Source organism: Actinoplanes sp. NPDC020271, from assembly GCF_044388125.1.
Lineage (GTDB): Bacteria > Actinomycetota > Actinomycetes > Mycobacteriales > Micromonosporaceae > Actinoplanes.
Map to the genome: position 1 here is coordinate 81,977 of NZ_JBIRWQ010000031.1, position 21,035 is coordinate 103,011.

A 21,035-nucleotide genomic window follows, 5' to 3' on the forward strand; every position below is an offset into this window, starting at 1 on the left:
TAGGATGCGTTACGGGGTGTGCCTGAACTTCCGTGGAGTGAAGACGGGTGGACAAAGGGCCCGGCCCGGCGCAGCGTCAGATCATGGGTGACTACCGGCAGACGTACCAGCGCAGCATCACGGATCCGGAGGCGTTCTGGCGGGACGCCGCCGCCGGCATCGCCTGGCACGTCCCGCCGACCCGGATACTCGACGACAGCGAGGCCCCGATCTTCCGCTGGTTCCCTGACGCCGAGCTCAACACCTGCCACAACGCACTGGACCGCTACGTCGACCGGGGGCACGGGAAGCGGACGGCGCTGATCTACGACAGTCCGGTCACGGGCGTGACCAGGGTTTACACGTACGCCCAACTCCGAGACGAGGTCGCGGTCTTCGCCGGGGCACTGAAGCGTCTCGGGGTCACCCGTGGCGATCGGGTCGTGATCTACATGGCGATGGTGCCGGAGACGGTGATCGCGATGCTCGCCTGCGCTCGGCTCGGCGCGGTGCACTCGGTGGTCTTCGGCGGCTTCGGTGCCCGTGAGCTGGCGGCCCGGATCGACGATGCGCGTCCGAAAGTGATCGTCGCGACGTCGTGCGGAGTCGAGGCCGGTCGGATCGTCCCGTACCAGCCGATGCTCGACGCCGCCCTCGACGCGGCGACCCACGTGCCGGACCGCCGCGTGATCCTGCAGCGTCCCGAGCATCCCGCGACCCTGCTCAAGGAACGTGACTTGACCTGGGCCGAAGCGATCGCCGACGTGGAACCGGCCGAGTGCGTGCCGGTCCGCGCGACCGATCCGCTGTACATCCTCTACACCTCCGGCACGACGGGCCGGCCCAAGGGCGTGGTTCGCGACAACGGCGGGCACGCGGTCGCTCTGCGATGGTCGATGGAGAACATCTTCGACGTACGGCCGGGGGAGACGTTCTGGGCGGCGTCCGACGTCGGCTGGGTGGTCGGCCACTCGTACATCGTCTATGGGCCGTTGCTGGCCGGCGCCGCGACCGTGCTCTACGAGGGCAAGCCGGTCGGCACGCCGGATGCCGGGGCCTTCTGGCGGGTCGCCGCCCAGCACCGCGTGACCAGCATGTTCACCGCGCCGACGGCGTTGCGTGCGATCCGCAAGGAAGATCCTGAGGGCAAACACCTTCCCACGTACGACCTGAGCGCGCTCCGCCTGCTCTTCCTCGCCGGTGAGCGGCTGGACCCGCAGACCTACCGCTGGGCGGGTGACCTGCTCGGCGTACCGGTGATCGACAACTGGTGGCAGACCGAGACCGGCTGGCCGATCGCAGCCAGCCCTCGTGGCATCCAGGAGTTGCCGACGAAGCCGGGGTCGCCGTCCCTGCCGATGCCCGGCTATCGCGTCCGGGTCGTCGACGAGTCCGGAAATGATCTGCCGCCCGGCACGGAGGGCTCGATCGTGATCGGCCTGCCGCTGCCGCCCGGATGCCTGCCGACGCTGTGGCAGGACGACGAACGTTATGTGCGCTCGTATCTGTCGGCTCATCAAGGCAACTACCTGACTGGAGATGGTGGACGGTTCGACGAGGAGGGCTACCTGTACGTGCTGGGCCGCACCGACGACGTCATCAACGTGGCCGGGCATCGGCTGTCGACGGGCGCGATGGAGGAGGTGCTGGCCGCTCATCCCGCGGTCGCCGAGTGCGCGGTGATCGGCGTCCACGACCCGGTCAAGGGCCAGGTGCCGCGGGCGTTCGTCGTGCTCAAGGCCGGCGCGGAGGACACCGGCCTGGAAGGTGCGTTGGTCGACCTGGTGCGTGCTCAGGTCGGCCCGGTTGCGGCCCTGCGCCGGGTGGACATCGTCCCGGCGCTCCCGAAGACCCGATCCGGCAAGATCCTCCGGGCGACGATGCGCGGCCTGGCCGACGGCGCGGACACCGTGGTGCCGTCGACGATCGATGACCCCGCCGTGCTGGACGTCCTCCGGCCACTGCTGCGACCCGTCGATTGAACCACGCCGTGAAGATCATCGTCGGTTGTCCACATTGTTGGTCTGTCCACAGGCCGGCCGCCTGAGCTCCCGCCCTTCCGTGATGATGGTGAGTGGGTGGTCTGCCCCCTTGGTCGGGGTGGGGACCGGGACTTTGCGCGCCGATTCGAGCCTCGGGCCGCTGCGCGGCCGGCCCGTCCGGCGTCGAAGCCCGATTACCACGCTGGGGCCCAGCTGTGCTTGGGCGGCTGGTGCTGGGCGTGGTTATCCGCCCGCATTACCGCGCTGGGGCCCCGGACTCGAACGGCCGCAGCCGGATCGACGCGGAACGCGGCTCCGCGGCCGGGCGAGCGCCGACGGTCCAGGCTCAAGCACAACGCGAGCCGGGCGAGCGCCGACGGTCCAGGCTCAAGCACAACGCGGCCGGGCCGGCGCCGGCGGTCCAGGCTTCAAGCACAATGCGGCCGGGCCGGGCCGGGCCGGGCAGGCGCCGGCGCTCCGGGCTCCGGGCTCCGGGCTTATGCGGCCGCGCTTGCTCCTGCGGCCCTGGACTCAAGCACGACGCAGCCGGGCCACCTCCGACGGCCCGGACTCGAGCATGATCCGCTCGAGCGGACGGCGTCCGGACGCAACGACCGCGCGGATACGACAATGCCCCGGCCAATCATCATCCGCCCGGAACAAGCCCCAGCCGGCCATCACCTCGTCCGGGAACAAAGCGTGCGGCCCCGGTGGAGGCCGGTGCCGCACGCAGCCTGAGCGCTACCGCCGATCAGTGGCTGTTCCCGCCAGGCCCCATGGCTGTCAGGAATTTGTCCCGGAATGCGTTCATCGGCCACACCGGCGCGTTGGCCGCCGGTTTGATCCCGTCGGTCCAGCCCCACCCGGCGATCCGTTCGATGACTGCCGGGTCTTTGGCCACGATCGTGATCGGTACGTCATGGCTGGCGTTGTCCCCGGTCACCACCGGCGACGGCTGGTGGTCGCCCAGGAAGATCATCACCAGGTTGTCCTTGCCGTATTTCGCGATCCAGTCCGTGAGGGTCGTCACCGTGTACTGCACCGATTTTCCGTATTGCGACCGAACCGTCGCCGAAGCTTTCCAGATCTCCGCTTTGGACGGCTGTTTGGCCACGATCGCGTTGTAGACCGACCCGTCCCCGACCTGGTCCCAGTCCATGAATTCGGGCAGCGGCGACCACGGCGTGTGGCTGGACACGAGCGGCATTTCGACGAAGAGCGGTTTGCGCCCGGCCTTGTCGTATTCGACTTCGTTGAACTTTTTCAGCGTGTACTGGTCGGGCATGGGCGCCCAGCTGAACCGGGGCCCGTTGTAGCCGAGGTTGCGGCTGTCCCAGACCCGGTCGAAGCCGTAGAAGTTGCCTTCGGGCCAGGCGCGGGTGGCGCCGGGCATGACGCTGACGGTGTCCCAGCCGGCCGAGCGGAACAGGCTGGGCAGGGTGAGCCGGTTGCTGGCGGTCAGGTTGCGGTACCGGGCCTGGTTGTTGATCCACAGCCCGGACATGGTGGTGGAGTGGGCGAGCCAGCTGCCGCCGCCGAAGGTGGGTGAGGTGAGCCAGCCGCTGCGGCTGGTGAAGCCGGCGGCTTTGAGTTCGGCGGTGCCGGCGTCGAGGACGGGGTCGACCCCGGGGGCCAGGTTGGGGGCTTCGACGGCGTTGCGGCCGTAGCTCTCGACGAACGTGAGCATGACGTCCTTGCCGGCGAGGCCGGTGAGGAGCTGGTCGGACGGGACGTTCTTGTACGCGTCGACCTGCACTTCCCGGTTGAACGCGGCTTCGCGCTGGACGCCGGCGCGGGCCTGCCCGGCGCGGTCCCAGGCGTACATGACGGAGCTGCGCGCGGCCAGGGGGACGCCGGTGGTGACGCCGGGGACGTTGAGGATCAGGGTGAGGGCCCAGGCGACGGCGATGCCGGCACCGGTGAACGCGGAGCGGCGCCGGTCTTCGCCGAGCAGCCGGCTGATCCGCAGCATGGCCCAGATGGTGAGGCCGAGGACGCCGGCGATCAGCAGGGCGATGCCGGTGAGGGCGCCGACGAGGCCGGTGGTGCCGTAGGCGTCGCGGACGAAGTCGTACGCGTCGTCGAAGAGCACCCAGTCGAGGACCGGGTCGAACGGGCGGGCCAGGACGTAGAAGAAGCCCATGTCGAGGCATTTTTCCAGGACGAGCCAGCCGAGCCCGACGCCGCCGAGGACGGCGAAGACGCGCCGGGGGCGGCGGGGCAGCACGATCAGCACGCCGATGATGATCGCGGCCTCGATCGGGATGCGGACGAAGCTCCCGAAGCTGAGGCGGGTCAGGATGTTGGGGAACAGCAGCTCGGCCAGGACGATCAGGCAGGCGAGGACGGTCACGCCGCGCCCGACCCAGGGGTGCCGCAGGAGGCGGCGTACCCGTCCAGGGGTGGCAGGGGTCTGCTGATCGGCAGGGTCAGGTTGCACGACATGGGGAACGCATGTTTTCCCCGGATGGTTCAAGCCGATGATGTCGGGGACGTCATAGCCCTCTTGCCTTTCTCCTATTCGACCTATAGGAAATAGGGACAGGAGGTCGTCCATGCGCCGCTTCAGCGCCACTGTTCTCGCCATCGCCCTGCTCACGGTCGCCGGCTGCTCCGGCGGGCAGTCGGGCAGCACCGCCGACGCCGGCGCGCCGGTCAGCGGCGGCTCGCTGACCTGGGCCGTCGAAACCGAGCCGATCACGTTCAACCCGCACCAGTACGCACAGGCCAAGGCCCGCCTGCTGGTCTGGAACACCTTCGAGGCCCTGCTCACCCACGACGACAAGGGCGGTTACCTACCCTGGCTGGCCAGTGGCTACGAGGTGTCGCCGGACGGCAGGACGTACACCTTCAAGCTCCGCACCGGCGTCACCTTCTCGGACGGCACGAGGTTCGACGCCGCCGCGGTCAAGGCCAACATCGATCAGATCCTGGTGCCGAACTACGCGCCCGGCGTCGCCGCCGTCCAGCTCAAGGACCTGGACAAGGTCGAGGTCAAGGACGACTCCACGGTCGTCTTCCAGCTGAAGAAGCCGGACGTGCTCCTCCTGGACTTCCTCTCCTCCCCGCAGGGCGCGCAGATCTCGCCCAAGCCGATCAAGGAGGCGACGAACCTCAAGGCGGGCGGGCCCGAGCTGGCCGGCACCGGCCCGTTCGTCCTGGACCGCTACACCCCCGGCCAGGAGGTGCACTTCAAGAAGAACCCCGCCTACAACTGGGCACCGGCCAATGCCGGACACACCGGTCCGGCCTACCTCGACGAGATCACCTACCGGTTCCTGAAGGAGTCGTCGGTGCGCGTCGGCGCGCTGACCTCCGGTCAGGTCCAGATCATCGAGGGCGTCCCGGCCACCGACGAGCCGCTGCTCAGCGCCGACGCCGACCTGTCGCTGGTGCGCGGGCTGAACTCGGGCTCGGCCTACTCCTACTACTTCAACACCGTGCACGCGCCCTTCGACGACGTGAGGGTCCGGCAGGCGTTCCGCGAGGCGCTGGACGTGCCCGCGGTGCTCGACGGGGTCTACCGGAACACCGCGACCCGGGCGTGGAGCGTGATCGGACCGACCAGTCCGTTCTACGACAAGTCCCTGGAAGGCAGCTACGGCGCCAATGCCGCCAAGGCCAACCAGTTGCTGGACGGGGCCGGCTGGTCGGCCAAGGACGCCGAGGGCTTCCGGACCAAAGACGGGAAACGATTGACGGTACGCCTGGTGCAGTCCGCCCCGTACGTCCGTGACCGCCGGGACGTGCTGGCCCAGGCCGTTCAGGCCGCGGTGAAGCAGAGCGCCGGCATCGACCTGGAGATCCAGCTGGTCGACCAGGGCACCGCCACCAAGGCGCTGGCCGACGGCGAGTACGAGCTGTTCGACAACTCCCGTGCCGACACCGACGCCGGTGCCGCACTGAACCTGCTGCTCTACTCCACGGGGTCGATCAACCGCACCGGCTTCACGAGTCCCGAGCTGGACAAGCTGCTCGACGACGCGGTCGCGACCACCGACCAGGCCGGCCGCGCCGACCTCTACGAGCAGGTGCAGAAGCTGGCCGTCACCGATCAGGCGCTGGTGCAGCCGCTCTACGCCCCGCAGGACCAGATCGCCGCGTCGAAGTCGGTCGGCGGCGTCGGGTTCGAGCCGACCGCCGGTGTCCCGGTCGACGCCTACAACCTCTGGCTCAGCAAGTGATCACGGCGGTTCTGCGCCGGGTGGGCGCGGGCGTGCTGGTCCTCTGGGTCGCCGCGACCCTCGCCTACCTGGCGCTGCTCGCCGCCCCGGGCAGCACGGTCGACGCGATCATCGGTGATGGCGCCGACACCCCGGGCATCCGGGCGCAGATCATCGCCGAGTGGCACCTCGACCGGCCGGCCGTCGTGCAGTACCTGGACTTCCTGTGGCGCGCGGTCCAGGGCGACCTGGGCCGTTCCTACCTCCTGCAACGGCCGGTCTCCGACGTCCTCGGCAGTCAGCTGCTGCCGACGGTGAAGCTGGCCACCGCCGCGGCCCTGTTCGGAGTCGTCCTCGCGCTGCTCTTCGCGATCTTCGCCCGTCGCCTCACCTCGACGATCGGGCTGGTCCTGGTCTCCACGCCGCCGTTCCTGATCGGGATCGTGCTGCTCAGCATCTTCTCGTTCACGCTGGGCTGGTTCCCGGTCTCCGGGGACAAGAACTTCTCGGCGCTGATCCTGCCGGCGCTCACGATGGGCCTGCCGATCGCCGGCACGCTCGCGCAGGTGCTGCGCGAGGGGCTGGACCGCGCGCTGGAGGAGCCGTTCGCGGTCACCGCTCGGGCCCGCGGCCTGCGGGAACGAGCGGTCCTGACCCGGCACGCGCTCAAGCACGCGCTGCTGCCGGCGGTCACCATGCTCAGCTGGTCGTTCGGGGTGCTGATCGGCGGCACGGTGATCATCGAGCAGGTCTTCGGCCGGCCCGGCCTGGGACAGGTCACCGTGCAGGCGGTCGACGCCGGCGACCTGCCGGTGGTGCTGGCCGTGGTCATCCTCGCGGCGGCCGTCTTCGTCGTCCTCAACACCGTCACCGATCTGGCCTACCTGGTCATCGACCCCCGGTTGCGAAGGAGCTGAGCGATGACGATCGCGCTGACCCGCCCCCGGACCGTCCGGTCGCGTTCGCTGCGCCTGGGGCGGCCCGGGGTCGTACTGGCCGGGCTGTTCCTGATCGTGGCTCTTCTCGCCGCGGCGTGGCCGTCGCTGTTCGCCGGTGATCCGCTGCAGGCCGACCCGCTGCACGGGCTGGAGACGCCGTCCGGCAGCCACTGGTTCGGCACCGACCAGCTCGGGCGCGACGTCTACGCCCGGGTGGTGCACGGTGCTCGGCACTCGCTGTCCATCGGTGTCTCGGCGACCCTGATCGCGGTCGGCACGGGCATCCTGCTGGGTCTGATCGCCGGGCTCAGCCACAAGATCGCCGACGAGGCGCTGAGCCGCTCGTTCGACGCGCTCTCGGCGTTCCCGCTGGTCCTGCTCGCGCTGCTGTTCATCGCGATCGCCGGGACCGGCACCACGAGCCTGATCGTGGCGATCGGCATCTCGCTCGTGCCGCACTTCGCCCGGGTGGTGCGCGCGCAGACGTTCGTGGTGCGCCGGGCCGCCTACGTCACGCACGCCGTCGCGTTCGGCTCGTCGAAGTCACGCCTGGTCGTGCGGCACGTGCTGCCCAACGTGCTCGGCCCGATCCCGGTCCTGGCCGTGCTCGGTCTCGGCGAGGCGATCCTGCTCGCCGCCGGTCTGAGCTTCCTCGGCATGGGCCCGCAACCGCCGTCGCCGGAATGGGGCGCGATGATCTCCGAGGGCCGCGGTTACCTGCACATCGCCTGGTGGGCGTCGGTCCTGCCGGGGGTGGTGGTGACCGCCACGATCATCTCCCTGACCGTCGTCGGGCGTTTCCTCCAGCGCCGCTTCGAAGGAAGGGAGCACGCGTGACGTCTCCACTGGTCCGGGTCGAGGATCTGAAGGTCACGTTCCACCTGCCCCGACGCACGGTCGAGGCGGTGCGCGGCGTCAGCTTCGACATCGAGCCCGGCGAGTGCGTGGCGATCGTCGGCGAGTCCGGCTCGGGCAAGAGCGTCACCGCCCGCAGCCTGGTCGGACTGGCCGGTCCGGGTGCCCGGGTGGACGCCGCGACGCTGGAGATCGACGGGCAGGACACGCGCCGGTTCGCGCCCCGCGACTGGCGGCGCCGGCGGGGTGGCTTCGCCGGGCTGATCCTGCAGGACGCCCTGGTCTCGCTCGACCCGCTGCGCACGGTCGGCGCCGAGATCGCCGAGGTCCTGCGGGTCCACTCGTCGAAAACCCGATTCGAGCGTACGAAGGAAGTAGTCAAGCTCCTCGAAGAGGTTCACGTCCCGGAGCCCGAGCGCCGCGCCAAGCAGTACCCGCACCAGCTCTCCGGTGGTCTTCGGCAGCGCGCGTTGATCGCCTCCGCGCTGGCCGGCGGCCCGAAGCTGCTGATCGCCGACGAGCCCACCACCGCCCTGGACGCCACCGTCCAGGCCCAGATCCTGAAACTGCTCGCCGAGCGCCGCGCGCTGGGCGACACGCTGCTGTTGATCAGCCACGACCTGGCCGTGGTGTCGCAACTGGCCGACCGCGTCCTGGTGATGAAGGACGGCCGGCTGGTGGAGAGCGGCGCGACGCGCACGCTGCTGTCCGGGGCTGCTCACCCGTACACGAAGAAGTTGATCGCCGCGGCGAGCGGCCGGCGACGCCCGGCCGGCGCCGGACCGGGCCCGGTCGTGGCCGAGGCGACCGCGTTGCGCAAGGTCTACGGCGACCGGGCCGTGGTCCGCGGCGTCGACGTGACGGTCCGGCGCGGCGAGATCGTCGGCCTGGTCGGCGAGTCCGGGTCGGGCAAGACGACCGTCGCGCAACTGCTCTTCGGTCTCGTCGAACCCACCTCGGGCCAGGTCCGATTCGAGGGCCAGCGGTTCAGTGGGGTGCCCGAGCGGGCCCGGCGGCCGGTGCGGCGGCGGCTGCAGTTCATCGCGCAGGACCCGCTGTCGGCGTTCGACCCGCGCTGGACCGTGCGGCGCATCGTCGCCGAGGCCCTGCCCCGCGGCGAGTCGGTCGTGCCGGTCCTGGAGCGGGTCGGGCTCGGCGAGGACGTGCTCGACCGCTATCCACGGCAGCTGTCGGGCGGGCAGCGGCAGCGCGTCGCGATTGCCCGGGCCATCGCCCCGCGACCGAGTCTGATCATCTGCGACGAACCGGTCTCCGCCCTCGACGTCTCGGTGCAGGAGCAGGTGCTCGACCTGCTCGCCGAGATCCGCGAGCGGGACGGGACGGCGCTGCTGTTCATCTCGCACGACCTGGGCGTGGTCCGCGATCTCGCCGACCGGGTGCTGGTCATGCACGACGGCCAGGTCGTCGAGGAGGGGACGACAGTCTTCGAGCGGCCCCAGCACGAGTACACACGCCGGCTGCTGGCGGCCGTGCCCACCTTGGAGGTTTCAGCATGACATTGCAGGTAGCGGTCGCCCTGGACGATCAGTCGTTCGCCGCGCAGGACTGGGTCGCGGCGGTCGAACGGGCCGATGACGCCCGGCTCGACTTCGTGACGTTCGACGACAGGTTCGGCCGGCAAGGGCCGGACGCGGTGCTGGTCGCGTCGCGCGTCGCCCCGGTGACCCGGCATGTCGGGCTGGTGCCGGTGGCGACCACCACGCACACCGAGCCGTTCCACCTGTCCACCGCGCTGGCCACGCTCGACTGGGTCAGCCAGGGGCGGGCCGGGTGGCAGGTGCGGGTCTCGTCCGACCCGGCCGAGGCGGCCCTGCTCGGGCTGCGGGCGCCGCTCGGCTTCGACGACCTGTTCACCGAGGCCGCCGACGCGGTCGAGGTGGTGCGCCGGCTCTGGGACAGCTGGGAGGACGACGCAATCATCGCCGATGTCGCCACCGGCCGGTTCATCGACCGGGACAAGCTGCACTACATCGACTTCACCGGCGAGCACTTCACGGTCAAGGGGCCGTCGATCGTGCCGCGCCCGCCGCAGGGTCAGCCGGTGATCGCCGCGCTCACCCACCAGGCCCGGGTCTGGGAGCGCCTGGACGTCGACGTCTACTTCGTGACGCCGGCCGACGTGGACAGCGCCGCGAAGATCGTCCGGCAGCTCCCCGCGGAGAAGAAGGTCTTCGCCGACATCGTCGCGTTCCTCGACGCCGACCAGGAGACCGCGATCCGGCGGCGCGGCGCGACCACCTCCGACGCGGCCGTCTTCGCCGGCACCGCCGCTCAGCTCGCCGACCTGATCGCGGGCTGGGAGCCGTCCGGGATCGCCGGGATCCGGCTGCGGCCCGGCGATCACTCCGACCTGACCGCGATCACCCGCGACCTGGTCCCGGTGCTCCGGGACCGCGGCCTGTTCGAACCCGCCACCACCACCACGCTGCGTGAACGCCTCGGCCTGCCGGTGGCGGTCAACCGTTACTCCCCGGAGGCCGCGAATGCCTAAGCAGATCATCCTCGCCGCGCACTTCCCCGGCGTGAACAACGCGACGGTCTGGAGCGACCCACGCTCGGGAAGCCAGATCGAGTTCTCGTCGTTCGACCACCTCGCCCGTACGGCCGAGCGGGGCAAGTTCGACTTCTTCTTCCTCGCGGAGGGGCTGCGGCTGCGCGAGCAGCGGGGACTGATCCACGACCTGGACGTGGTCGGGCGCCCGGACACGCTGACCGTCCTGACCGCGCTGGCCGCCGTCACCACGCACCTCGGGCTGGCCGGCACGCTCAACGCGACGTTCCACGAGCCGTACGAGCTGGCCCGTCAACTGGCGACGCTGGACCACCTCTCCGGTGGGCGGGCGGCGTGGAACGTGGTCACCTCGCACGGCGCGTTCTTCGGCGAGAACTTCCGCCGCGGCGGGTTCCTCGACCACGCCGACCGGTACAAGCGGGCCGGCGAGTTCATCGAGGCCGCCCGCACGCTGTGGGACTCCGACGGCAGGGACTTCACGATCACCAGCTCGCAGTTCGACATCAAGGGCCGGTTCGGGGTGCCGCGCAGCCCGCAGGGACGGCCCGTCGTCCTGCAGGCCGGGGACTCCGGCGAGGGGCGGGAGCTGGCCGCCCGCTACGCGGATGCGATCTTCTCGCGGCATCACGAGCTCGGCGACGCTCAGCAGTTCTATTCCGACGTCAAGGGCAGACTCCCGGCGTACGGACGTGATCGTGATTCTTTGAAGATCATCCCGGGCGTCTCCTACGTGCTGGGGGACACCGACGCCGACGCGCAGGAGAAGGCGCACTACATCCGGCGGCAGCAGGTCACGCCGCAGACCGCGATCCTGCTGCTGGAGCAACTCTGGAACCAGGACCTGTCGTCCTACGACCCGGAAGGTCCGCTGCCGTCGGCGGACCCGGTGCTCGACGAGGGCGACACGATCGTCAAGGGGCGGGCCGGGATGTTCCCCGACCGGCTCAAGACCGCGAACGAGTGGCGGGCGCTGGCCGAGGCGAAGAAGCTGTCGATCCGGGACCTGATCATCGAGGTGACCGGCCGCCAGAACTTCGTCGGCACGCCGGACCGCGTCGCCTCGCTGCTCAACGAATACGTGCAGACCGATGCCTGTGACGGGTTCATCCTGGTCCCGCACCTGACGCCGGCCGGGCTCGACGACTTCGTCGACCAGGTGGTTCCGCTGCTGCAGGAACGCGGCGTCTTCCGCACCTCCTACGAGTCGCCGACGTTGCGCGGAAATCTGGGGCTGGCATGACATTCCCGCTGCTCACTTTGATCACCTCCTTCGACGAGGCCAAGAGCCCGGCCCGGCGGCTGCCCGAGGTGGTCGACAGCGCCGTGCTCGGCGAGGAACCCGGCTTCGACGGGTTCGCCGTGGGCGAGCAGGTCGCCCCCGTGCTACGCCAATGGAAAGGGCGGTAGAGCCGATGCCCGTACCCCTGTCGATCCTTGACCTCGCCCCGCTCGTCTCCGGCGGTGACGTCGGCGACGCGCTGCGCCGCACCCTGGACCTGGCGCGCAGCGCCGAACACTTCGGCTACCACCGCTACTGGGTGGCCGAGCACCACCTCACCCCGGGCGTCGCGTCCGCGCAGCCGGCGCTGCTGCTCGGGCAGATCGCTGCGGTCACCTCCCGGATCCGGCTCGGCTCCGGTGCGGTGCAGACCGGGCATCAGACCGCGCTCTCCATCGTGGAACAGTTCGGGCTGCTCGACGCGCTCTACCCGGGTCGCTTCGACCTGGGGCTGGGCCGATCCGGTCAGGCGAAGAAGGAGGCACTGACGTCTTCTTTCGCGGACAGCGCGCCGCGAACAGTCGACGGCTTGCTCATCCCGAAACCGTTCTCCTGGGCGCCGATCTTCGCCTCCGACCGGACCGCGCTGGCCGGCCGCCTGCTGTCCCAGCCCGGAGCCGAACCGCTCGGCCTCGACGAGATCCTCGACCAGATCGAAGGGCTGCTCGCCGGGCCGTACGGCGATGGCAAGGGCAACGAGGTGACCGCGGTTCCCGGCGCCGGCGCCGACCTGCAGATCTGGCTGCTCGGCAGCAGCGGCGGGGAGAGCGCGCGCACAGCCGGCGCCCGCGGCCTGCCGTTCGCCGCGAACTACCACGTCGCGCCGGCGAAAGTGCTGGAGGCGGCGGCCGCGTACAAGGAAGCGTTCGTCCCGTCGGCGTCCCTGGCCGAACCGCACCTGATGGTCTCCGCCGACGTGGTCGTCGCCGAGGACGACGACACCGCCCGCCGGCTCGCCGCACCCTACGCCCACTGGGTGCGCAGCATCCGCACCGGCCTGGGCGCGGTGCCCTTCCCCACCGAAGCCGAAGCGGCCGCGTTCGAGTGGACCGACGAGGACCGTGCGCTGGTCGCCGACCGGGTCGACACCCAGTTCGTCGGTTCCCCGTCCACGGTCGCCGAGAAACTGGAGACCCTGCGCCGCGTCACCGGCGCCGACGAACTCCTGGTCACCACGATCACCCACGACCACGCGGACCGGGTCCGCTCGTTCGAGCTGCTCGCCAAGGAGTGGGCCGGCTGACCCGTGACCGGTGACCCCGGTCCCCTGGGCCCGGGGGTCACCAGGGTTCGGCCAGTGGCCGTCACGGGCTCGGTGGGACCCGGGTGTGGACGAGTCTTCTCCTCGAGAGAAACGAAGACGAAGGGAAGACCAATGACCACCGACGCTTCCGGGCCCACCCGCCGTACCGTCATGAAGGCCGGCCTCGCCGTGGCCACCACCGCTTCGGTCGCCGGCGCGCTCGGCGCGGCCCCGGCGGGCGCGACCCCGGCGGGCGCGGCCACCGCCGCGGGCGTCACCACCTCGACGGGCACGAGCGGCGCGTCGAGGATCCAGCCGTTCAAGGTGTCGATCCCGGGTTCGCGGCTGACCGAGTTGCGCCACCGGCTCGGTTCGACCCGCTGGCCGAGCCGGGAGCTGGTCCGGGACCGCTCGCAGGGTGTGCAGCTCGCGGCGAACCAGGCCGTCGCCAAGTACTGGGCGACCCGGTACGACTGGCGCCGTTTCGAGGCCAAGCTCAACGCGCTGCCGCAGTTCACCACCGAGATCGACGGGCTCGGCATCCACTTCGTCCACGTGCGGTCGAAGCACGAGGACGCGCTGCCGCTGCTGCTCACGCACGGCTGGCCGGGGTCGTTCGTCGAGTTCATCGACGCGATCGGCCCGCTGACCGACCCGACCCGCTTCGGTGGCAAGGCGTCCGACGCGTTCCACGTGGTGATCCCGTCGATCCCGGGTTACGGGTTCTCCGAGCAGCCGGCCGAGCTGGGCTGGGGCGCGGGCCGGGTGGCCGGCGCGTGGGGCACGTTGATGAGCCGCCTCGGCTACCCCAGGTGGGTGGCGCAGGGCGGGGATGTCGGCGCGGCCGTCACCGACACCCTGGCCCGGCTGGCGACCCCGGGTCTGGCCGCCATCCACCTCAACCTGTTCGTGTTCGCGCTGGCCGGTGTGCCGGTGCCGCAGGACACGGCCGAGGAGAAGACCGCGTACGCCGCCCTGCAGGACTTCCAGAAGACCGGCAGCGCGTACACGCAGGAGCAGGGCTGGCGCCCGGAGACCATCGGCTACGCGCTGTCGGACTCGCCGTCGGCGCTGGCCGCGTGGATGCTGGACCACGACACCGACAGCTACACCAAGATCGCGAAGGCGTTCACGGGTGGCTCGGCGACCGGCAACCTGACCCGCGGCCACGTGCTGGACAACATCTCGCTGTACTGGCTGACCAACACCGGGGTCTCCGGCAGCCGCATCTACTGGGAGAGCAATCACCCCGCGGCCGGTGGCGACGGCAGCCTTCCGCCGATCACCGTGCCGGTCGGGTTCAGCGCGTTCCCGGGCGAGCTGTTCCAGGCGCCGAGGAGCTGGATCTCGGCGTACTACCCGACGGTGAACTACTACAACCAGCCGGCCAGGGGCGGGCACTTCGCCGCCTGGGAGGAGCCGGAGCTGTTCGCCGCCGAGCTGCGGGCCTCGTTCCGCGCGGTCCGTTAGCCGGTACCGCGGGCAGTGTGGTAAGCCGCGAACGAGCGCCGATCGCCCCGCCAGGCAGTGCGCGGGGCGACGGCGTTCAGCTCGTCCACGTCCGCGGGGGAGAGGACCAGGCCCGCGGCGGCCGCGTTCGACACCGCCCGGTCCGGGTGGCGGCTGCCGGGAATGGCGACCACGTCCTCGCCCTGGGCCAGGAGCCAGGCCAGCGCCAATTGTCCGGTGCTCACGCCGTACGCCGAAGCCTTGTCCTTCACCGCGTCGACAAGCGCGAGGTTGGCGGTCAAGGTCTCCCCGGCGAACCTGGGATCGCCGGCGCGGAAGTCGCCGGGCCCGAAGGGCTCGGTCGGCAACGCGCCGGTCAGCAGCCCACGCCCGAGCGGGCTGTAGGCGACGATCGCGGCGCCACCGGCCCGGGCCGCGGGCACGATGTCGTCCTCCGGCTCGCGCCAGGCGAGCGACCATTCCGTCTGCACGGCGGCGATCGGATGCACGGCGCGCGCCGCCAGCAACTGCGCCGGGCTCACCTCGCAGAGCCCGAGCTGACGCACCAGACCCGCGCTGACCAGGTCGGACATCGCGCCGACGGTCTCCGTGATCGGCACCGTGGGGTCGACCCGGTGCAGGTAGTACAGGTCGATGACGTCCACGCCGAGCCTCGTCAAGGACTCTTCGCAGTACGTCCGGACGCGTTCGGGATGCGCGTCGAGCCGCACGCCGTCCGGACCGCGGACGATCCCGAACTTCGTGGCCAGGTCCACCTCGTCGCGGCGCCCGGCGACGGCCTGCCCGACGAGGCGCTCGTTGTGGCCGCCGCCGTAACTCATCGCGGTGTCGAGCAGACTCACCCCGTGGTCCAGCGCCGCCCGTATCGTGAGGATTGACTGTTCGTCGTCGGCCGGCCCGTAGGCCTGGGAGAAACCCATGCAGCCGAGCCCGATCCGTCCCGTTCGTGGGAGAAACATACGTCCAGCCTCGCCCTCCGGGATTGATATGTCCAAGACACGTTCCCGATGGCATTCATCGTCCGGCACGATGAACGGGTGGAGCTTCGACAACTCAGTTACGTGGAGGCAGTCGCCCGCTACGGCGGTTTCACCCGGGCCGCCGAGCGGCTGCACGTCGCCCAGTCAGCCGTTTCCGCGCAGATCAGAGCCCTGGAGGCGGAACTCGGCGTGGCCCTGTTCGCTCGCACCACCCGGCGGGTCGCGCTCACCCCGGCCGGCGAGATGTTCGTGGCCCGGGCCCGGCGCGTCCTCGCCGAGCTCGACGGTGCCCGCCTCGAAATGGGCGAGATCACCGCGGTCGTCACCGGTCGCGTCACCGTCGGCGCGACCGCCGTCCTCGGCCCCTACGACCTGCCGGCCGCCCTCGCCCGCTTCCACGACCGGTTCCCCGGCCTCGCCCTCCGGCTGCGATCCGGCCTGATCACCGGCCTGCTCGGCGCGCTCGACAACGGTGAACTGGACCTCGTCGTCGGCCCGGTCCACGCCGACCTGCCGGCCCGCTTCGAAGCGCTGCCGCTCGCCGACGAACAACTCGTGCTCGCGCTCCCCGTCGGCCACCCGCTCAGCGGCTCCGGCCGGCTGACCCTCGGCGAGTTCCGCGACGAGCCGTTCGTCTGCCTGCCCGAGGGCAGTGGGCTGCGCTGGATCCTGGAGAACGCCGCCCGTACCGCCGGGTTCACGCCGAAAGTCCAGTTCGAGACGCACAGTCCGCACAGCATCCGGGACCTGGTCGCGGCCGGTCTGGGCGTGGCCCTGCTCGCCCGGTCGGTCGCCGAGGACGATCAAGGGCCATCGATTACGGTACGTCATCTGCACGCCCCACCGGTCCATCCGCCCATCGGCGTGATCCACCATCGGGACCGGCCGTTGACACCCGCGGTCCAGGCGTGCCGGCACGTGCTCGTCGAGCAGGCCGCCCACCGCCCGTCCCAGCCGGTCCTGTCCGGCGCGGCCACCAGCGGACACCTCACTGAGTAGAGCGAGTTCTCGCCGTCAAGGGCGCCGCCGCCGTGGGTTGCAGTCCGCGAGCTCGGCGCGGGTCAAGCGCGCGGCGCGCCCCCGCTCCCGGCTGGTCTCCACCGCGGTCGTCCGTCCCTCATGATCACGGTGGGAACGCGGGAACGCGGGAGCGCGGCAGCCACCCGGGCCACCGCGCTGCTCGCGTACTGTCCGGTCAGGTGAGCCGGCGGTACGCGGTGAAGTCCACCGACCGCCGCAGCGCGAAGCCGAGCTTCTCGTACAGCCGGATCGCGCTCACGTTGGCCGCCCCGGTGTGCAGGAACGGTGTCTCGCCCCGAGCGCGGATCCCCGCTGCCACTGCCCGGATCAGCCGGGTGGCCAGCCCGCGCCCCCGGTACGCCGCGTCGGTGCAGACCGCGCTGATCTCGGTCCACCCCGGCGGGTGGAGTCGTTCGCCGGCCATCGCGATCAGTCTCCCGTCGTCGCGAAGGCCGAGGTAGGTGCCGAGTTCGACGGTGCGGCGCAGGTACGGCCCGGGTTGGGTGCGAGCGATCAGGTCGAGGATCTCCGGCACGTCCTCGGCGGTCAGCACGACCAGCGACGGGTCGGGTTCGGCGCGCAGCGACACGTCGACGAGTTGTACGCCGTCGATGCTGCGTTCCACCGCCCAGCCGGGTCCGGGTCGCGCGCCCAGCCCGGCCAGCATGACCGACTCGCCGGGCGGGACGAACGCGTCGAGGTCGTTCCAGGCTTGCCGGTCGTCGGGGTCGCCTAGCGCGTGGAACGGCGCCACATCGCTGTGGTATCGCGCCGCGAGCCCGTTGACCTGGGCGAACCTGGCGTGTTCACCGTGCAGGGCGAGCCACGCCGGGTTGTCCAGGACCCGATCGGCCTCGATCGAGGTGGTCACTTGTTCTCCTTGGGCAGGCCGGGCGGGTTGATCTCGGACGAGGTCACCGCCTCGTCGGAGATGTTCCAGCGCTGCAGGATCTTCTGGTAGTCACCGGTCGCGATCAGCTTGTCGACCGCCCCGCCGAGCGCCTTGATCAGCCCGTTGTCCTTCTTGGTGGCCAGTGCGATCTTGCCCTGCAGCGACGCCCCGGCGCCGGAGTAGGTGCCGACGATCTCGAACTTGGGGTCGACGGCGACCTGGTAGGCGGCGCTCGGGTTCGGGCCGAGGTAGGCGTCGATCTGCCCGGCGCCCAGGGCCAGGTAGGTGGCCTGGTTGGTCTGGTAGTACTTGATGTCGACCGGCTTCAGGCCTTTCGCCTCGTCCTCCTTGCTCCACTCGACCAGGATCTTCTCCTGGTTGGTGCCGGAGCTGACCGCGACGGTCCTGCCGGCGACGTCGGCCGGGCCGGTGACCTTCGGGCCGGCGCCTTTCCTGGTGACGAAGGCCAGGTTGTCGAGGCGATAGGTGGCGAAGTCGTACTTCTCCTTGCGCTCCTCGGTGACGGTGATGTTGGAGATGCCGACGTTGTACCTGGCGCTGTCCAGGCCGATGAACAGGTTCTCCCACGACGTGTTGTCGACGACCGGCTCCAGGCCGAGCAGCCCGGCGACGGCGTAACCGATGTCGGGCTCGTTGCCGATCAGCGTCGTGTTGTCGGTGGCGGTGAACGCGAGCGGCGGGAAGCCGGAACCGGCCGCGCCGACGCCGATGGTCAGCTTGCCGGTGGCCCGGATGTCCGCGGGGACCAGTGCCGCCAGGGCGTCGTCCTTGGCCGGGATGATCCGGTTCTGCTCGGGCGTGAGGTTGAGGCCGGGGGCTGCCGGCGCGGATGGGCCGGCGGCCGCGGCCGCCGGTTTCTCCTCGGGCGCGGCGCAAGCGGTGAGGCTCAGAACCGCCACAAAAGCCACGACAAATACCGATTTGGTACGCACGGAGCACTCCAATTTTCGTGTGTCAGCTGAGGACTTTGGACAGGAACGTCCGCGTCCTGTCGTGCCGGGGGTCGTCCAGAACCTGGGAGGGCGGTCCCTGCTCGACGATCCGGCCCTCGTCCATGAAGATCACCGTGTCGGCCGCCTCGCGAGCGAAACCGATCTCGTGCGTCACCACGATCATCGTGGTGCCGGCCGCGGCCAGATCCCGCAGCACGTCGAGGACTTCACCGACCAGCTCGGGGTCGAGGGCGGAGGTGGGTTCGTCGAAGAGGATCAGGCGCGGCTCCAGGGCCAGCGCGCGGGCGATCGCGACCCGCTGCTGCTGGCCGCCGGAGAGCCGGCGCGGGTACACGTCGGCCTTGTCGGCGAGACCGACGCGGTCGAGGAGGGCACGGGCTCGTTCGTACGTCGCAATCTTGTTCTTCCCGAGGGCCGAGATGGGCGCCTCGGCGACGTTCTCGAGGACGGTGAGGTGCGGGAAGAGGTTGAAGTTCTGGAAGACGAAACCGATCTTGGCGCGCTGCTCGAGGATCTGCCGCTCGCCGAGTTCGTGCAGCTTGTTGCCGGCCTGGCGGTAACCGATCAGTTCGCCGTCGACGCGGACCCGGCCGCGGTCGATCTTCTCCAGGTGGTTGATGCTGCGCAGCAGGGTGGACTTGCCGGAGCCGGACGGGCCGAGGATCACGGTGACCGTGCCCGACGCGACGGTCAGGTCGATGCCGCGCAGCACTTCGAGAGTGCCGAAGGACTTGTGCACACCGGTCAGTTCGATCATCGCCGGATCGCCGCCTTCAGACGCTGGAACGGGGTGGGCGGCAGGGTGCGGACGGCGCCGCGGGCGAAGTAGCGCTCCACGTAGTACTGCAGGACCGAGAGCAGGGCGGTGAGGACGACATACCAGACGGTGGCGACCATCAGCAGGGGCACGACCCGCCCGTTCCGGCCGTAGATCACCTGAACCTGGTAGAAGAGCTCGCCGATCGCCAGCACGTACACGACGGACGTGCTCTTCAGGAGGTTGACCAGCAGGTTGGCGGCGTTCGGCAGGATCGCCCGCATGGCCTGCGGCAGCACGATCCGGAAGAACTGCCGCTGCCGGGGCAGGCCCAGTGCGGCGGCCGCCTCGTGCTGGCCCTGGTCGACGCTGAGCAGGCCCGAGCGGATGATCTCGCCGGCGAACGCGGCCTCGTGCAGCGACAGGCCCAGCAGGGCCGCGCCGAACGCGCTGACCAGGCTCGACGTGCTGAACGACCAGCCCGGCCCGAACGGGACGCCGACCTGGAACTCGTCGTAGAGGTAGCCGAGGTTGGCCCAGAACAGCAGTTGCACGATCAGCGGCACGGACCGGAACACCCAGATGTAGGTCCAGCTGACCGAGGCCAGGACGGGGTTGCGGGACAGGCGCATCGCCGCGAGCGGGATGCCGCCGAGGAAACCGAGCACCGCGCCGGCCAGGGTCAGCTCGATGGTCAGCAGCAGGGCCTGCATCACCGACTTCTCGAAGAAGTAGCCGGTGAAGGTGGGCCAGTCCCAACCGGGGTTGGTGGCGAGGCCGTGTCCGAATTGGGCGAGCAGGATCAGTACCAGGGCGGTGCCGGCCCAGCGCCAGGGATGGCGGGCGGGCACCACGACGAGTTCGCCGGCCGTTTCCGGCTCGGCCTCGCCTGTGCCTCGAGGTGGTGACAGGACGCTCACGCCGCTGACGGTAGGGAATCGGCGGCATCGCCCACAAGTCCTATCGGTGGAATATGTTTTACGACAGTATTGCGGCTTCGGGTAGCCCAGCTGGCGGGACGTCACCGGGCCGGTATTGCCTCTAACCCCATCGGTGCGATAGGAATAGCGGGCATTCCCGCGTATCACTGCCTGGAGTTTTCCGTGACCACCTTGCTTGCCCCCGCTCCGGCGCCGGAGCGTGCCGCGAAGCCGGCAGCGGCACTCGCGCCCGGCGGTGGCCTGCGCCGCCGCGTCGCCCTCCGGCTTCTCGCGTTACTGGTGCTTTACGTTCTCTGGGAGATCACCGCCCGGGCCCTGCGGAACCCGACGTTCATCCCGGGGCCCGGCGCGGTCTGGCACCAGCTGATCCTCACCTCGACCGTCCACGACGGCGTCCGCGGCTACAGCGGCCACCTGCTCATCGAGCACCTCGGCGTCAGCCTGCGGCGGATCCTGATCGGCTCGGCCGTCGGCGTGGCCGGCGGTCTGATCATCGGGGTGCTGCTCGGCACCGTCAGCTGGCTGCGCGTGGTCGCCGAGCCGGTGGTCACGTTCGTGCGGGCACTGCCCCCGCTGGCGTACTTCAGCCTGTTCATCATCTGGTTCGGCATCGACGAGACCCCGAAGCTGTGGCTGCTCTCGATCGCCGCGCTGCCGCCGGTCGCCGTCGCCACCGCCGCCGCAGTCCACGGCGCGCCGTCCGGCCTGGTCGAGGCGGCTCGTGCGCTCGGGGCGAGCAAGTGGCAGTCGGTGCGGGACGTGGTGCTGCCCAGCGCCCTGCCCGAGATCTTCACCGGCATCCGGCTGGCGGTCGGCGTCGCGTACTCGTCGGTGGTCGCCGCCGAGACGATCAACGGTGTGCCCGGCATCGGCGGCATGGTCCGTGACGCCCAGCGCTACTCGCAGACCGACGTGGTCGTGCTCGGACTCCTCACCATCGGCCTCTCCGGCCTGCTCATCGACGCCTTGCTGCGGGTAGCCGAGGAACGGCTGATCCCGTGGCGCGGCATTAGTTGAAGGAAACGCAAG

The 21,035-nt window shown here is 70.4% G+C and carries 18 protein-coding genes; 12 read left to right on the forward strand and 6 right to left on the reverse strand.

Annotation, left to right across the window (positions count from 1 at the left end; genetic code table 11):
* Positions 1-83 precede the first annotated feature (83 nt).
* Positions 84-1,961, forward strand: a complete 1,878-nt coding sequence (locus ACH442_RS41190; RefSeq protein ID WP_396343573.1) for a propionyl-CoA synthetase — start codon at positions 84-86, stop codon at positions 1,959-1,961.
* Between the two features lie 751 nt (positions 1,962-2,712).
* On the opposite strand, the gene ACH442_RS41195 is transcribed toward ACH442_RS41190, so the two are convergent.
* Complete coding sequence (locus ACH442_RS41195; RefSeq protein WP_396343574.1) at positions 2,713-4,536, reverse strand: sulfatase-like hydrolase/transferase; 1,824 nt, start codon at positions 4,534-4,536, stop codon at positions 2,713-2,715.
* Between ACH442_RS41195 and ACH442_RS41200 the strand changes: the two genes are divergently transcribed.
* The 9 genes from ACH442_RS41200 to ACH442_RS41240 all read left to right on the forward strand — a co-directional run bounded on the left by ACH442_RS41200 (position 4,517) and on the right by ACH442_RS41240 (position 14,442).
* The gene (locus tag ACH442_RS41200; protein WP_396343575.1) at positions 4,517-6,145 is read left to right on the forward strand and encodes an ABC transporter substrate-binding protein; all 1,629 of its coding nucleotides are present in this window, start codon (positions 4,517-4,519) and stop codon (positions 6,143-6,145) included. The genes ACH442_RS41195 and ACH442_RS41200 overlap by 20 nt on opposite strands.
* A complete protein-coding gene (locus tag ACH442_RS41205; protein WP_396343576.1) occupies positions 6,142-7,041 on the forward strand; it encodes an ABC transporter permease in 900 nt (299 codons plus the stop codon). The genes ACH442_RS41200 and ACH442_RS41205 overlap by 4 nt, the downstream gene beginning before the upstream one ends.
* 3 nt (positions 7,042-7,044) lie before the next feature.
* Positions 7,045-7,899 carry an ABC transporter permease gene (locus ACH442_RS41210; protein WP_396343577.1) on the forward strand — a complete coding sequence of 285 codons (855 nt, stop codon included), beginning with the start codon at positions 7,045-7,047 and terminating at the stop codon, positions 7,897-7,899.
* Positions 7,896-9,434 carry a nickel ABC transporter ATP-binding protein NikE gene (gene nikE, locus ACH442_RS41215; RefSeq protein WP_396343578.1) on the forward strand — a complete coding sequence of 513 codons (1,539 nt, stop codon included), beginning with the start codon at positions 7,896-7,898 and terminating at the stop codon, positions 9,432-9,434. The genes ACH442_RS41210 and nikE overlap by 4 nt, the downstream gene beginning before the upstream one ends.
* Complete coding sequence (locus ACH442_RS41220) at positions 9,431-10,429, forward strand: LLM class flavin-dependent oxidoreductase (protein WP_396343579.1); 999 nt, start codon at positions 9,431-9,433, stop codon at positions 10,427-10,429. The genes nikE and ACH442_RS41220 overlap by 4 nt, the downstream gene beginning before the upstream one ends.
* Positions 10,422-11,690 carry an LLM class flavin-dependent oxidoreductase gene (locus ACH442_RS41225; RefSeq protein ID WP_396343580.1) on the forward strand — a complete coding sequence of 423 codons (1,269 nt, stop codon included), beginning with the start codon at positions 10,422-10,424 and terminating at the stop codon, positions 11,688-11,690. Before ACH442_RS41220 ends, ACH442_RS41225 begins: the two co-directional genes overlap by 8 nt.
* Positions 11,687-11,857 (forward strand): hypothetical protein, encoded by a 171-nt coding sequence (locus ACH442_RS41230; RefSeq protein ID WP_396343581.1) that lies wholly within the window; start codon positions 11,687-11,689, stop codon positions 11,855-11,857. The genes ACH442_RS41225 and ACH442_RS41230 overlap by 4 nt, the downstream gene beginning before the upstream one ends.
* Before the next feature lie 5 nt (positions 11,858-11,862).
* Positions 11,863-12,972: an LLM class flavin-dependent oxidoreductase gene (locus tag ACH442_RS41235; protein WP_396343582.1), complete on the forward strand. Its 1,110-nt coding sequence runs from the start codon at positions 11,863-11,865 to the stop codon at positions 12,970-12,972.
* Between the two features lie 132 nt (positions 12,973-13,104).
* A complete protein-coding gene (locus ACH442_RS41240) occupies positions 13,105-14,442 on the forward strand; it encodes an epoxide hydrolase family protein (protein ID WP_396343583.1) in 1,338 nt (445 codons plus the stop codon).
* Here ACH442_RS41240 and ACH442_RS41245 read toward each other — a convergent pair.
* Positions 14,439-15,401: an aldo/keto reductase gene (locus ACH442_RS41245; protein ID WP_396343584.1), complete on the reverse strand. Its 963-nt coding sequence runs from the start codon at positions 15,399-15,401 to the stop codon at positions 14,439-14,441. The genes ACH442_RS41240 and ACH442_RS41245 overlap by 4 nt on opposite strands.
* Positions 15,402-15,479: 78 nt before the next feature.
* Between ACH442_RS41245 and ACH442_RS41250 the strand changes: the two genes are divergently transcribed.
* Complete coding sequence (locus tag ACH442_RS41250) at positions 15,480-16,421, forward strand: LysR family transcriptional regulator (RefSeq protein ID WP_396343585.1); 942 nt, start codon at positions 15,480-15,482, stop codon at positions 16,419-16,421.
* Positions 16,422-16,617: 196 nt separating this feature from the next.
* On the opposite strand, the gene ACH442_RS41255 is transcribed toward ACH442_RS41250, so the two are convergent.
* Genes ACH442_RS41255 through ACH442_RS41270 form a run of 4 tightly spaced genes read right to left on the reverse strand, consistent with a single transcriptional unit; the run spans position 16,618 to position 19,985 of the window.
* The gene (locus ACH442_RS41255; protein ID WP_396343586.1) at positions 16,618-17,313 is read right to left on the reverse strand and encodes a GNAT family N-acetyltransferase; all 696 of its coding nucleotides are present in this window, start codon (positions 17,311-17,313) and stop codon (positions 16,618-16,620) included.
* Complete coding sequence (locus ACH442_RS41260; RefSeq protein ID WP_396343587.1) at positions 17,310-18,254, reverse strand: ABC transporter substrate-binding protein; 945 nt, start codon at positions 18,252-18,254, stop codon at positions 17,310-17,312. The genes ACH442_RS41255 and ACH442_RS41260 overlap by 4 nt, the downstream gene beginning before the upstream one ends.
* A 55-nt stretch (positions 18,255-18,309) precedes the next feature.
* The gene (locus tag ACH442_RS41265) at positions 18,310-19,065 is read right to left on the reverse strand and encodes an amino acid ABC transporter ATP-binding protein (protein ID WP_396343588.1); all 756 of its coding nucleotides are present in this window, start codon (positions 19,063-19,065) and stop codon (positions 18,310-18,312) included.
* Positions 19,062-19,985 carry an amino acid ABC transporter permease gene (locus ACH442_RS41270; RefSeq protein WP_396343589.1) on the reverse strand — a complete coding sequence of 308 codons (924 nt, stop codon included), beginning with the start codon at positions 19,983-19,985 and terminating at the stop codon, positions 19,062-19,064. Before ACH442_RS41270 ends, ACH442_RS41265 begins: the two co-directional genes overlap by 4 nt.
* 183 nt (positions 19,986-20,168) lie before the next feature.
* Between ACH442_RS41270 and ACH442_RS41275 the strand changes: the two genes are divergently transcribed.
* Complete coding sequence (locus tag ACH442_RS41275) at positions 20,169-21,023, forward strand: ABC transporter permease (protein WP_396343590.1); 855 nt, start codon at positions 20,169-20,171, stop codon at positions 21,021-21,023.
* Positions 21,024-21,035 lie beyond the last annotated feature (12 nt).

Excerpts from the sequence above, each read along its gene's own strand:
- ACH442_RS41225 (WP_396343580.1), top strand. The coding sequence starts at position 10,422 with ATGCCTAAGCAGATCATCCTCGCCGCGCACTTCCCCGGCGTGAACAAC.
- ACH442_RS41245 (WP_396343584.1), bottom strand. The coding sequence starts at position 15,401 with ATGTTTCTCCCACGAACGGGACGGATCGGGCTCGGCTGCATGGGTTTC.
- ACH442_RS41240 (WP_396343583.1), top strand. The coding sequence starts at position 13,105 with ATGACCACCGACGCTTCCGGGCCCACCCGCCGTACCGTCATGAAGGCC.
- ACH442_RS41230 (WP_396343581.1), top strand. The coding sequence starts at position 11,687 with ATGACATTCCCGCTGCTCACTTTGATCACCTCCTTCGACGAGGCCAAG.
- ACH442_RS41190 (WP_396343573.1), top strand. The coding sequence starts at position 84 with ATGGGTGACTACCGGCAGACGTACCAGCGCAGCATCACGGATCCGGAG.
- ACH442_RS41235 (WP_396343582.1), top strand. The coding sequence starts at position 11,863 with ATGCCCGTACCCCTGTCGATCCTTGACCTCGCCCCGCTCGTCTCCGGC.
- ACH442_RS41200 (WP_396343575.1), top strand. The coding sequence starts at position 4,517 with ATGCGCCGCTTCAGCGCCACTGTTCTCGCCATCGCCCTGCTCACGGTC.
- ACH442_RS41220 (WP_396343579.1), top strand. The coding sequence starts at position 9,431 with ATGACATTGCAGGTAGCGGTCGCCCTGGACGATCAGTCGTTCGCCGCG.
- ACH442_RS41265 (WP_396343588.1), bottom strand. The coding sequence starts at position 19,065 with ATGATCGAACTGACCGGTGTGCACAAGTCCTTCGGCACTCTCGAAGTG.
- ACH442_RS41210 (WP_396343577.1), top strand. The coding sequence starts at position 7,045 with ATGACGATCGCGCTGACCCGCCCCCGGACCGTCCGGTCGCGTTCGCTG.